We start from the raw sequence: 13311 nt of genomic DNA on the forward strand, positions 1-13311 counted from the left end.
GGAACATGATGCTATACACAGTAATTAAAGAAAATACGTATCAAGATTCTATTGTACTGATGTTACTCTCTAATAAATTAAGTGGCATTGATGGTGTGAATAAAGCGTCAGTGATGATGGGGACACCTGCCAACAAAGATATTTTCAAATCTTCTGGTTTAGCGACAGACGAATTAGAACAAGCAGGCGCTAATGATATCGTAATTGTTATTGATACAGATAATCCAGAAAAAGTTGAGACGGTTAAAGCAGAAGTTGAAGCGGCATTAAAAGGCGAAACAGAAACTGATGATAGCACGTCTAACAAGGAAGCAGCGAGTTGGAAACAAGCATTAGATTTGGCAGAGAAACCAAATTTAGCATTGATTTCAATTCCAGGAACATATGCGGCAATGGAAGCAGAGAATGCATTGAAACACAATCTGAATGTATTTATGTTCAGTGACAATGTTGCCAAAGAAGACGAAGTGAAACTGAAACAATTGGCACACGACAAAGGCTTACTAGTCATGGGACCTGACTGTGGTACGGGGATTGTTCACGGTGTGCCTTTAGCGTTTACGAATACCGTGAGCAAGGGTGACATTGGTATTGTCGGTGCATCAGGTACGGGCATCCAAGAAGTCACAACGATAATTGATCGTTTAGGTAAAGGTGTAACGAATGCGATTGGTACAGGTGGACGAGACTTATCGACTGAAGTCGGTGCGGTAACGATGATTGACAGTATTAAAGCACTTAATGCGGATCCAACTGTAAATGTTATCACAGTGATTTCCAAACCACCTGCGAAGGAAGTTCAAGAAAAAGTTATGAATACACTTAGAAATATTTCTAAGCCAATTGTGACACTATTCCTTGGACATAAACCGACATTTGATGAGCAAAATATTTATAATGCATACACGCTAGAAGAAGCAGCAGTTGTATCCGTGCAATTGGCAAATGGTGAAACACCAGTATATGAACCAAAGTCATTATTAGACGTGAAGCCAGCTTTTACATCAGAACAAACAAGTATTAAAGGGTTTTATTCAGGCGGTACGTTAGCTTATGAAGCGGCTATTCTTATTCAAGATGCGTTTGATGTAACAGATAATCACTCAGAAGGTTATACGTTGAAGTCAGAACACCATGAAGTGATTGATTTAGGCGATGATATGTATACGCAAGGTAAGCCACATCCGATGATTGATCCAGAAATTCGTAAAGAAAAGCTACGTCAAGCGGTAGAAGATGAACGTACAGCAGTGATTATGTTGGACAATGTGATTGGTTATGGTAGTCATGATGATATGGCGAATGAGCTTGCACCAATTATTGGTGAAGTGATTGAACGTTCGAAACAAGCTGGACGTGAAATAATCGTGTTGGCAACAGTTGTGGGCACAACGAAAGACTACCAAGGTTATGAAGCACAAAAAACAATCTTAGCCAATGCAGGTGCGCATATTTGTGATACGAACGATCAAATGGTACGCACTGCAATTGAGTTGTTAGGTGGAAAAGTGATACAGCCTGAGAAAACATTAGAAACATTTGAAGTAGTTACAGAAGATCTTACAGTAGACGACAAAGTGATGCAGCTGATTAATAATAAACCAAGTGTTATTAATATTGGCTTAAAGAGCTTTACAACAGCACTTCAAGATCATGATACATCATACGTTCAGTTCAATTGGAAACCTATTGCGGGTGGAGATACAGAATTAATTAAAGTACTACAGTTTTTAAATAATTATGAAAAGGAGACTGAGTAATGAATTTTAAAACAATAGATGAAGCCAACCAAGCAGTTGTTGATAAAGTGATTGCAGCGTCTCCATTTTTAACTGATGTAGTTCCAGCATTCGAAGTCATTCCAGAGTTACAAAAACATGTTTTGTTACATGCGGGACCTCCAATGACATATGAAGATATGACAGATCCAATGCAAGGTTCATGTGTCGGTGCTATTTTGTTTGAAGGATGGGCAAGTGATGAAGCGGGCGCGAGACAATTATTAGAAAAAGGCGAAATCACGTTCATTCCTTGTCATCATGTGAATGCAGTAGGGCCAATGGGCGGTATTACATCAATGAGCATGCCAGTGCTCGTTGTCAAAAATAAAGAAAACGGCAACGAGGCTTATTGCCAAATGAATGAGGGAATCGGTGCGGTGTTGCGATTTGGTGCCTATAATCAGCAAGTTGTTGACCGTTTACACTGGATGAAAGATGTTTTAGGACCTGTATTAAGCAAAGCGTTGAGAACAATTGACGGTGGTTTGAATATCAATGTACTTATTGCAAAAGCGATTGCGATGGGCGATGAGTTTCACCAACGTAATATTGCAGCATCATATGCATTCTTAAGAGATATGGCGCCAATCATTTCAGGACTTGATGATGTAGAAGATCGAGATAAACAAGATGTTTTACAGTTCTTGTCAGATATAGATCAATTTTTCTTAAATATTGCTATGGCGACGGGGAAAGCGATGATGGATGCAGCACGTACAATTCAAGCAGGTACGATTGTAACGGCAATGTGTCGTAACGGTAAAGAATTTGGCATTCGTATTGCTGGTATGGGTGACGAATGGTTTACAGGCCCTGTTAACACACCACAAGGCTTGTACTTTACAGGTTACTCAGCAGACGATGCCAACACAGATATCGGTGATTCAGCGATTACGGAAACAATTGGTGTCGGTGGGATGTCAATGATTGCGGCACCAGCAGTAACGCGTTTTGTTGGGACAGGTGGGTTTAACGATGCACTTGAAACATCGAATCAAATGACAGAGATCTGTATTGCGGAAAACCCTAACTTTATTATTCCGACATGGAACTTTAAAGGTGCACCACTGGGTATCGACGCAAGAAAAGTAGTTGAAACAGGCATTACACCGGTCATTAATACAGGTATTGCGCATAAAGTTGCTGGTTTTGGACAAATTGGTGCGGGAACGGTTCACCCACCTATTGAATGTTTCGAGAAAGCTATTAAGGCATATGCTAAGAAGTTAGGATACACGTCTTGATATTTGATACAAATGTGATCGGTAGTGAAGTTTTCAAATTTGTGAATGCAGGTGATTTAATCATTCACAGTGTGTTTAACAAAGGATTTAATATCATCAATGAACGTCGAGAAATCATATTTATTGGTACCGCTGAAAATGGTTTATTCCCTTTTGGTATCAATGTGGTTCCTCAAACAAAGAGGCAGTTATTAGATGATATTCAAGTTGGCAATGAAGTGAAGGTGAAGAATCATTGTCTGTACTTTAACAGACACATTGTACGGTTGAATGGAGAGATTATTAATTTTAAAGACAAATTAATTAAGAATCTAGCATTTATTGATGAAATTAAGAAGGTTGATTTCAGTGGGTATGCACACACTGACTTTAATAAACGGCAAGTTGATTTACTGTTAACAGACTTAACGAGTGATAATGATGAAGGCATGTTGCACTATTTTATCGGAAGAGGCAATGGTTTAACCCCGACAGGTGATGATATTTTGGTGGGGATGCTCTTTGTACATTGCCTCACACCATTTATTGTGCCTTCTAAAATAGCCCTTATTAAAAAAATATTACAAGAAGATTGTACGACTTTGGTGAGTAAGCAGATTTTAAATCTAGCACTTGAAGGTATATTTAGTTCATGCCTCATTGATTTATTAAATGAACCCAGCCTTTCCTTGAGTATCACACGCTTATTAAATGTCGGGTCTTCTTCAGGAAAGGATACCGCCTATGGTATCTTTTCTGCTATATAAAGGAGGATATGTATGGGTAAGAAGGTAGTGTTGGCTTTAGGCGGTAATGCAATATTACGACCTAAGCAAGAACCAACATATGACAATCAGTATCAAAACGTAATCAAAGCAAGTGAAAATATGATTGATATTAAGAAAGCAGGCCATCATATTATTGTGACACATGGGAATGGTCCACAAGTCGGGAATATCATTGCACAAAATGAAGCAGCAAAAGAAACGATTGCGCCGTTACCCATTTTTATTAGTAGTGCTGAGTCACAAGGGTTTATTGGCTTTATGTTAGAAACCGCATTGAAGAACAAATTGCGTGAGGCACATATCGACTTGAATGTTGTGACATTGATGACCATGGTGGAAGTAGATAAGGATGATCCAGCTTTTGATAAACCAACAAAACCGATTGGTGTGTTCTTTACAGAAGAGGAAGCCAAGCAATTAGAGGAAACGAAAGGCTACGTCATGATGGAAGATGCGGGCAGAGGCTATCGACGTGTCGTACCATCGCCAGAACCTCAGACGATTCATGGGATTGATGCGATTAACCAATTGCTTGATAGTACGATTATCGTGTCATCAGGTGGTGGCGGTATTCCGATTTATAAAGATGAAGCAGGAGATATTCAAGGCGTTGATGCAGTTATTGATAAAGATAGGTCAGGATTGAAACTGGCACAACAAACGGATGCTGATGTCTTTATGATGTTAACAGATGTACCGAATGTGTATATTAATTGGGGTAAAGATAATGAACAGAAGTTGACACATATGACTGTGGCGGAAGCAGAACAATATATTAAAGAAGATCAATTCCCAGCAGGTAGTATGTTGCCGAAAGTGGAAGCGGCAATAGAATTTGCGAAGACGGGTAAAGAAGCCATTATTTGCTCATTAGAAGACGCTGTCGACGCATTAGCAGGACAAGCAGGCACAAAAATTACGTTATAAGAAAAAGCAGGGCGCACGTGTTAAAATTTGCGTCCTGCATTATTTTGAACAATGAACATAGCAATACCCGTATGAACAGCTTTAACATATATTAATAACAATTTGAAAAAGCCCCACCACGAAACGATGTGTACCAAGCATCTATCTCGTAGTGGGGTGAGTTATTAGGTATGGGAACTTACATGCGTGGGATAGGAGTCTCATCTATCCCACATACTGCTAGCATTCAATGAAATCAAGTGGCATCGGTGTGGCAAATCCGAGCATTACAAAGTTTTCGGTGCCATTATTGTAGACGCCATGAATATCACCAGGGTAGGAAACGATAATATCCCCTTTGGCAATCGTACGTTTTTCACCGTTATTAGTAGTGAATTCGCCCTCGCCTTCTAAAACAATCCAGACATCATCTGCATCTGCATGTTTATGTGCTTTTAAAAACTGTCCTGGACGGATACACCATACTGCACCGGCAGATTGTTTCGATTGATAAAAGATATTCTTTTTTGCTTCAAAATCACAATATTGATGTAACGTATCTAATTTGAAATATCTTTCTTGCGTCATATGTGTGTCCTCCTAGTTAACAATGTAGTCAGGTGACTCGTTATTTAACTTTTTGTAGACATTCGTTGTCACAATTTCAGCCATCATATCACGTGCTTCAAATGTCGCATTACCAATATGTGGTGTAATAACAACGTTTTTCAAAGTTTTCAATTTGTCATTAATTTCAGGTTCGAATTCAAATACATCCAGTGCAGCGCCTTCAATGACTTTATTTTCTAATGCGTCCGCTAAAGCAGCTTCATGCACGATAGGTCCTCTTGAAGCATTGATTAAGTAAGCTGTTGGTTTCATCATTGCAATTTCTTCCGCATCAATCATATGTTTCATAGATGGGTGATAAGAACAGTTAATTGCGACAAAGTCTGCTGTTTTTAATAGTTCTTCTTGTGAAACATATTTTGCACCAAGCGCTTGTTCTTTGTCTTCATGTCTTTGTGGACCACAATATAAAATGTCCATGTCGAAACCTTTGGCACGTCTCGCTACAGCAGAACCAATTTCACCTAAGCCGATAATACCAATTGTTTTACCAGAAACTTCGCGACCTCTGAAAAATAGGGGTGCCCAACCATTGAAGCCAACTGTGCGGCATAGTTCGTCTCCTTCAACAACACGTCTTGCAGCTGCTAAAAGAATCGCAAATGTTAAGTCAGCCGTCGCATTAGTAGAGGCATTTGGTGTATTTGTCACATCAATGCCTTTTGAACGTGCATAGTCAGTATCGATATTATTAAAACCTGCACCATAGTTCGCAATAATTTTTAGATTCGGTGCCGCATCAATCACATCTTTGTCGACATTTGTTGAAAGCAAACTAATTAACGCATCTTTATCTTTGATCATCTCAATGAGCGTTTCTTTGGTGATGAGTTTTTCACCTTCAAAAACATCAACATGGTCAAAATGCTTTTGTAAAAATGTCATACCTGATTCAGGAATTTCTCCAGCTACTAAAATTTTCATATTGTTTCCTCCTGATTTTTTCTTTGTATCTTAATTGTAGGACATTTTAAATCGTACAGTTAGCACAGAAATGGAAGAAAATAATTGTGATTTTGTTCACAATAAACAATAAAAATAAAAGAAAAGTTGTTGAGTCATTATAGTAAGATGAAAATTAGCAAACTTATTAATGGGGATAACAATATCTCAAGTATGCCTGACATTTGCTATTAAGGTATGATAGTGGTAAGTGATTAGACAAAGGGGAGATAAATATGACATTACTACTATGCAGTTTAATATGTTATTTATTAGGAAGATTATTTTCTAAAGCACCACCTCAACAAATTAACTATTTCTGGGGTTTTCGGACTAACAAATCAATGAAAAACCAACAAAATTGGGAGCATGCACAAGCGTTATTTGGAGAAATTTTTGAAAAGATTTTTCGTTACGCAATAATGGCTTCGATTGTTTGGTTTATTGTAGATGTTGTATTGCTGATAGTGGGTTATGAGAATATATTGCTTGTTTCCGATATTTCCCAGGCAATTATTCTGTTTATATTAATGTTCATTGTATATCAACGTGTTAATCGAGAGTTGGATTAGGTGTATAACTCTAAGCAGAGAAAGCTTATGTTATCATCGCATTAAGGGAATGTCGTCATTTGGGAAATACAGATTCGACAAAGGAGCGTTTATGGAGAGTAAACAAAAGCAGTCAATGCCAAAGTCTCAACAAGTATTGCTGGCATGGATTATCGTCATATTAGTGCTTGAAGTCATATTAACAGCTTTCTTTATCTCATTTAGTTCACTGATTTTTAAAGGGTTGACGATTGTACATGGTTTATTAATATTGGTATTTTTAAAACGACAAATTAATAGAAAAGGATTTTAATAAATATCCCCCAACGTTCACATTTTGTGTGCCGCCAAAGAGTGTTGCATACTGAACATTAGATGTTAGACGAATGGCTGTGGTGTCATATGAGAAGGCTTGTAGTTTGTTTTGAATTTGAAGTAAGATATCTGGAATTTCGTTCATTATTGGACAGTTGATATAAATATGTGCCGGATTCAACTGGATGGAAAAGTTGTATATAAGTACGGCGATAAGATCAATAAATTGCTGTATCTCTTCAAGAACAATAGGGTGTTGTGCGTGATAGTATTGATTAATTCTTTCAAGGGTTAACGGTTCGTCCAAACGTTGATGAATACGTGACACCAAAGCATCTTGAGAGCAGATATTTTCAATTTTTTCATAGTGTGTATCAGAGACACGCACTAATGATTGCCCAATTTCCCCAGCGCTACCGTCTGCGCCAAGATATAATTGATTGTTTAAAATAAGACCAGCACCAATCCCTTTATGAATACTTAATGTTGCTAAACTTTCAGTGCACGTATGATTGCGCAGTGCATGTTCATAGAGTGCAGCTAAATTCGCTTCATTTTCGATTAGTACGGGTACTTGCGCATATTCTTTTAAACGCGCTTGGACTGATAAATCACCTAATATTAAAAATGGTGATGTACGAATGGATTGGTCTTGATTGACGACACCGTGAATCGACACTGCAATCCCGAGAAGACCATGTTGTGTGCCATGTGAATCGGTAGGGTTTAATTGTGTTTCTACGATATCTAAAGCATGTGTCATCGTCTTTTCTGAGAGTGGATAAGAATGATATGCTATCACTTTACCATTAAAAGCATTAAACATCATATCAACGGAGTTATATGTAAAATCAAGAGATACAGTATAGCCAAAGTTAGGGTTAATCTCCAACAAAATCGTTTTTCTGCCCCCTTTTTTTGTACTCTCGCCTTGACCGACTTCACATATGACTTGTTGTGCTTTCAAGCGATTAATCACCCCTGAAATCGTTGCTTTATTCGTATTTGTCAGACGAGAAATCTCCGTCATAGAAATTGGTTTATGATTGAAAATGGTTTTTAATACCATGCGCTCATTTGCAGTGAAGGCTAAATGTTGCAGGTGTTTCATTGTGTTCCCCCCTTTTAATGTATTTTTACTGTACGATATAGACAGACATGTCTCGAGCAACCGTTCTAATAATAAATAAGTATAGCATTAATTGAAGATATGTGCCGTTAGAGGTGGGGAATGAGTAAAGTGGATCAAGGAAACGGTGTGTGGTTAAATTGCGTGTTATACGTACCAGCAACTATTACACCTGCATAAAGTTTAGATAAACTAATCAAATCTTTTAGTGAGGATGATTTATATGCTTTATATTAGAAATAAAGTAGCATTTATCATAGGTATTTTGATTGTTCTTATTATGATTTTTCTTCATCAAAGTTTTGAAAATACGATTATAAGACCGATTATATATTTTATAGGTGGCGCAATGATCTCTTTATCACTTGGATACCAGGAAAGCAAGTAGTGAGGCAAGATGAAAATTTTGTTTTCTGAATGAGTCTACTGTGCTCTGGGTAAGATTTACTGAGAGTAGGAATACACCTTTACAACTTTTATAATTCATCCAACTGCTGTATGCTACCTATATATTTTGTTAAGTAAATGCAGTATCATAGATGTTGCATCAATATATCAGATAAATACCAGCCCTACAAAAGTCAAATGTCACTTTTGTAGGGCTGTTACTATGCACTTTGTCGCTCTTTAGACAAGGCGATATAGGCACCTAATACGGCGAAGATAATGCCGAATATAAGATAAATAGTCAGTTGTGATTCACCGATAATTACACTTGCAATACCACCGATTGCTGGAAAGCCGGCGACCATGTAGCTACTTTTAGAGGCACCTATATTTTTGACGAGTTTCAAATAGAACAACCATGCGACAAATGATGCAAGTACAGCTAGATAACCGAGTCCCAGCCAATACGTTGGCTGTGTTGGAAATGTAAAGGACTGACCGCTGACGATGGAAAAGATAAGCAGTAACATAACTGCTGCAAACATGCCCATGGTATTTGCGAAGACGGGATCAATGTTTTTGTCACTATTATAAAGTGAGAACACATCGCCTAACGAAGTGATACATGTCCCGAGTATGGCGAGTACCCCACCTAACAAGAAGTCGCTACTTAGATGATGCAGTTGTGGTATGAGCGTAATAATCACACTTAAAATCCCGAATGCGCCCCCGATATAGATTTTTCCGCTTGTTTTTTGTTTGAGAATTACACTAATCAGAAGCGGTGTTGTGACAACTTTCATAGAAAAAATAAGTGTTACTAGTGCAGAAGTTGTTAAAATAGTTCCATAATACAATAATAGATAACTGATCGCAAAGTTACATAATCCAAAGCCAACAATTGTCCCAATATTGCCTTTTAATGATGCGAGGTGTTTACGTTGAATTATAAACAGTATGAAAAAGAGACACAATGCGATGATAGAACGATATAGCAATGATATTTCAAGTGACGCATAAGTGCCTTGTATTTTGACAGCGATAAAGTTAAGTCCCCAAATTAGCATACAACTGATATACATGAAGTGATTCAATATACTTTCCCCCTTGCGTATATGAACTTGTGTTCTACTATAGCGAAAGCGCCGTTGTAATACAATCCCAATATAAGGGTTGGTGTCCCGTCATAGTGCGGTCACTAAGAGGGATGTCTTATATCTCCAAATATACGCTTTATGTTGTGAATGAAATTGGTGTATGATGAAAATATAAGTATACAGGCACGGGAGGTCATTTTGGTGACGCAATCACAGCCAAAATTTTTAACAATCTACAATACGCTTTATGCAGAAATACAAATGGGTAAGTTTCCAGGTGGGGCGGCATTGCCAACCGAGAAAGTCCTTTGCGAGCGTTTCGGCGTGAGTCGTATGACGTTGCGCCAGGCAATTAAGTTGTTAACGGAAGATGGTGTAGTGGAAAGTATACGCGGAAAAGGACATTTTGTCGTATCGCAGCATCGCGATCACAGTGCGTCAAGCATGGCATATTTAGCACATCCACTTCAACAAATGGCACGCAATGTGATGATGTTAGATGCGATTCACTATCGTGTCGATTTGGAAAGTGAATATACGAACCACCTGTTTCCAGATCATCCATCTGCAGTTATTGCGATGGAGCGCTATTATGTAAGTGAAAGCAATGATACACAACAAGCAGATGCACTATGTTTTTCATTTATTCCAATTAATGTGATTGATATGTATGAAGTATCAACGCAAAATCAAGCTGCAGTACAAAAGTTTGTGGAAGAGCAGGTGTATGAATATACTGCACAGTCTGACTTAAAGTTTTCAACGACTGAGAAACCTCAATTCGCACACGATACACATAAGTTTGATGGTGGGAATCACTGCTGGCTAATTGTCGAAACATTATATAGCGGGCAGGAGAGTCCCATTATGATTAATAAATGGTATGTGCCACAAGCTCAAGCAGAAATCAATGTGTCACGTTTAAAAGAAATGGAATAGACAAAGTTGAATTTGATGAGACAACTGAATAGCACGAAGTTTAAAAGCCGTATGATGATATGCATATAAGATGTGCAGTCACATATGGCTTTTTGGATGTACTGCAGAAATTTCATGTGTTAGTAAAGAGGCTCTAGCAGCTATGACTAAAATGGGTATAGGTTTCATATTTCAGCCAATAGAAACCGCCTCATTGTTCAGTTCTATTCGAATGCTCGCGCTTCTTTCACAATTTCTGAGTTCTTCAATTTGTCACAAATTACATCTTGAAAGCGCTATCTACAAGTTATAAGATATAAGTGGTTAGACAAATAGACAAATAACTATACAACTTGGAGGTCGTTATACATGAAAGCTACACCACATATTAAGCCGATGAACGGCGTTGAGATTGCAGAGACAGTATTATTGCCAGGAGATCCATTACGTGCGAAGTTTATTGCGGAGACATACTTGGAAGATGTACAACAGTTCAATGGTGTTAGAAATATGTTTGGTTACACAGGCACATACAAAGGCAAAAAAGTATCTGTAATGGGTTCAGGTATGGGTATTCCATCCATTGGTATTTATTCTTATGAGCTCATTCATACATTTGGTTGTAAGAAATTGATTCGTGTCGGTTCATGTGGCGCACTTCAGCCGGATATTGATTTATACGATGTTATCATTGCGCAAGCGGCGTCCACAGATTCAGATTATGTGAAACAATATCGTTTACCAGGGCACTATGCGCCAATCGCATCTTATCATTTATTAGAAGGTGCAGTGAATACAGCGCGTGAAAAAGGCGTTAATTATCATGTTGGTAATGTTTTATCAAGTGATATTTTCTATAATGCAGATGAAACAGCGAATGAACGTTGGCAACGCATGGGAATTCTCGGTGTTGAAATGGAATCTGCCGCATTGTATATGAATGCAACATATGCAGGTGTAGAAGCGTTAGGTGTGTTTACAGTAAGTGACCATATCGTCCACAACAAAGCAACAACACCAGAAGAAAGAGAACGTGCGTTTACAGACATGATTGAAATCGCACTATCTCTCGTATAAGGGGTGAACGGCATGGGAACAACATCATATGATAAAGTAAAAAAAGCAGTACCGATTCTACTCTTTTTATTCGTATTTAGTTTGGTTATCGATAACTCATTCAAGTTAATCTCTGTTGCGATTGCAGATGACTTGAATATATCTGTTACTACGGTAAGTTGGCAAGCGACTCTTGCTGGACTTGTGATTGGTATCGGTGCAGTGGTGTATTCATCACTGTCTGACGCAATCAGTATTCGAACACTCTTTATTTACGGTGTTTGTTTAATTATTATTGGTTCAATGATTGGCTATATTTTCCAACATCAATTTCCGTTATTGCTTGCAGGACGCATTATTCAAACGGCAGGACTTGCGGCGGCAGAAACATTGTATGTGATTTATGTTGCGAAGTATTTGTCTAAGGAAGATCAGAAGACATATCTTGGCTTAAGTACGAGTAGTTATTCATTGTCACTCGTTATAGGAACGCTATCAGGTGGTTTTATTTCAACGTATTTACATTGGACAAACATGTTTTTAATCGCGCTAATCGTTGTGTTCACATTACCGTTCTTATTCAAGTTAATGCCAAAAGAAGAATCTGTGAATAAAGCACATCTAGACTTTATTGGGTTAATCTTAGTGTCTACGATTGCGACAACGGTTATGTTATTTATTACAAACTTTAACTGGTGGTACTTGGCAGGTGCGATTCTTATCATTGCGATTTTTGCATTGTATATCAAAAATGCGAAACAGCCACTTGTCGACAAGACGTTTTTTCAAAATAGACGTTATGCATCATTCTTATTTATTGTCTTTGTGATGTATATGATTCAGTTAGGTTATATTTTCACGTTTCCATTTATTATGGAACAGATTTATCACTTTGAGCTAGATACAACATCATTATTATTAATTCCAGGCTACTTAGTGGCTGTTGTTGTCGGTGCATTGAGCGGTAAAATCGCAAACTATTTAAACTCAAAACAAGCGGTTATTACAGCGATTGGTTTAATTACGTTAAGCTTGTTTTTACCAGCATTTGCAGTGGGACAACACGTTGCAATTTTTGTGATTTCAATGATTTTCTTCGCAGGTAGTTTTGCGTTAATGTATGCACCGTTGTTGAATGAAGCGATTCGCACAATTGATGTGAATATGACAGGGGTCGCAATTGGCTTCTACAATTTAATTATTAACGTAGGTGTATCAGTAGGTATTGCGATTGCAGCAGCGTTAATTGATTTAAAAGCACTTAATTTCCCGGGTAATACAGCATTATCATCTCACTTTGGTATGATTTTAATTATCTTAGGCTTGATGAGTGTTGTGGGATTAATCTTATTTATTGTATTAAATCGCTGGACAAAAACTGAAGCATAAAAGGAGTTATAACATGAATTACGAAAAATATATTGATCATACATTATTAAAGCCTGAATCTACACGTAAACAAATCGACAAAATGATTGAAGAGGCAAAAGCGTATCAATTCAAGTCAGTATGCGTCAATCCAACACATGTGGCGTATGCGGCTGAAAAGTTAGCAAACTCTGATGTGCTGGTATGTACAGTTATTGGT

At 37.8% G+C, this 13311-nt stretch carries 13 protein-coding genes and 1 pseudogene; 10 read left to right on the forward strand and 4 right to left on the reverse strand.

The window, feature by feature from the left end; all coding sequences use genetic code 11:
* The first annotated feature begins 8 nt into the window (after positions 1 to 8).
* From fdrA to arcC, 4 genes are read left to right on the forward strand one after another with little or no spacing between them, the layout of a single operon-like run.
* Positions 9 to 1760 (forward strand): acyl-CoA synthetase FdrA, encoded by a 1752-nt coding sequence (gene fdrA / locus NXS11_RS03275; protein WP_259198611.1) that lies wholly within the window; start codon positions 9 to 11, stop codon positions 1758 to 1760.
* The gene (locus NXS11_RS03280) at positions 1760 to 3025 is read left to right on the forward strand and encodes a YlbE family protein (protein WP_259198612.1); all 1266 of its coding nucleotides are present in this window, start codon (positions 1760 to 1762) and stop codon (positions 3023 to 3025) included. Before fdrA ends, NXS11_RS03280 begins: the two co-directional genes overlap by 1 nt.
* Complete coding sequence (locus NXS11_RS03285; RefSeq protein ID WP_259198613.1) at positions 3022 to 3771, forward strand: oxamate carbamoyltransferase subunit AllH family protein; 750 nt, start codon at positions 3022 to 3024, stop codon at positions 3769 to 3771. Before NXS11_RS03280 ends, NXS11_RS03285 begins: the two co-directional genes overlap by 4 nt.
* Before the next feature lie 12 nt (positions 3772 to 3783).
* The gene (gene arcC, locus NXS11_RS03290) at positions 3784 to 4719 is read left to right on the forward strand and encodes a carbamate kinase (protein WP_259198615.1); all 936 of its coding nucleotides are present in this window, start codon (positions 3784 to 3786) and stop codon (positions 4717 to 4719) included.
* A gap of 219 nt (positions 4720 to 4938) precedes the next feature.
* Here the strand turns inward: arcC and NXS11_RS03295 are convergent, their stop codons facing one another.
* The gene (locus NXS11_RS03295; protein ID WP_259198616.1) at positions 4939 to 5286 is read right to left on the reverse strand and encodes a cupin domain-containing protein; all 348 of its coding nucleotides are present in this window, start codon (positions 5284 to 5286) and stop codon (positions 4939 to 4941) included.
* 12 nt (positions 5287 to 5298) lie between these two features.
* Positions 5299 to 6252: an NAD(P)-dependent oxidoreductase gene (locus tag NXS11_RS03300; protein ID WP_259198619.1), complete on the reverse strand. Its 954-nt coding sequence runs from the start codon at positions 6250 to 6252 to the stop codon at positions 5299 to 5301.
* 254 nt (positions 6253 to 6506) lie between these two features.
* On the opposite strand from NXS11_RS03300, the gene NXS11_RS03305 reads away from it, so the two are divergent.
* A complete protein-coding gene (locus tag NXS11_RS03305; protein ID WP_259198620.1) occupies positions 6507 to 6842 on the forward strand; it encodes an SdpI family protein in 336 nt (111 codons plus the stop codon).
* Positions 6843 to 6933: 91 nt separating this feature from the next.
* Positions 6934 to 7134: a hypothetical protein gene (locus tag NXS11_RS03310; RefSeq protein ID WP_259198621.1), complete on the forward strand. Its 201-nt coding sequence runs from the start codon at positions 6934 to 6936 to the stop codon at positions 7132 to 7134.
* Here NXS11_RS03310 and NXS11_RS03315 read toward each other — a convergent pair.
* Together NXS11_RS03315 and NXS11_RS03320 are read right to left on the reverse strand one after the other, a co-directional pair.
* Positions 7102 to 8247: an ROK family transcriptional regulator gene (locus tag NXS11_RS03315; RefSeq protein WP_259198623.1), complete on the reverse strand. Its 1146-nt coding sequence runs from the start codon at positions 8245 to 8247 to the stop codon at positions 7102 to 7104. The two genes, NXS11_RS03310 and NXS11_RS03315, sit on opposite strands and share 33 nt — an antisense overlap.
* A gap of 626 nt (positions 8248 to 8873) precedes the next feature.
* Positions 8874 to 9746, reverse strand: coding sequence for a DMT family transporter (locus NXS11_RS03320; RefSeq protein ID WP_259198624.1), 873 nt, complete (start codon positions 9744 to 9746; stop codon positions 8874 to 8876).
* A 204-nt stretch (positions 9747 to 9950) separates the two neighbouring features.
* Here NXS11_RS03320 and NXS11_RS03325 point away from each other — a divergent pair, with 204 nt between their 5' ends.
* From NXS11_RS03325 to NXS11_RS03340, 4 genes and pseudogenes are all read left to right on the forward strand, one after another.
* Positions 9951 to 10688 carry a GntR family transcriptional regulator gene (locus NXS11_RS03325; protein ID WP_259198625.1) on the forward strand — a complete coding sequence of 246 codons (738 nt, stop codon included), beginning with the start codon at positions 9951 to 9953 and terminating at the stop codon, positions 10686 to 10688.
* A 348-nt stretch (positions 10689 to 11036) separates the two neighbouring features.
* Complete coding sequence (gene deoD, locus NXS11_RS03330; RefSeq protein ID WP_259198627.1) at positions 11037 to 11744, forward strand: purine-nucleoside phosphorylase; 708 nt, start codon at positions 11037 to 11039, stop codon at positions 11742 to 11744.
* Between the two features lie 12 nt (positions 11745 to 11756).
* A complete protein-coding gene (locus NXS11_RS03335; protein ID WP_259198629.1) occupies positions 11757 to 13112 on the forward strand; it encodes an MFS transporter in 1356 nt (451 codons plus the stop codon).
* A 13-nt stretch (positions 13113 to 13125) separates the two neighbouring features.
* Positions 13126 to 13311: pseudogene (locus tag NXS11_RS03340) on the forward strand (deoxyribose-phosphate aldolase); the annotation flags it as partial.

It is taken from the genome of Staphylococcus americanisciuri (genome assembly GCF_024814435.1).
Classification (GTDB): Bacteria; Bacillota; Bacilli; order Staphylococcales; family Staphylococcaceae; genus Staphylococcus; species Staphylococcus americanisciuri.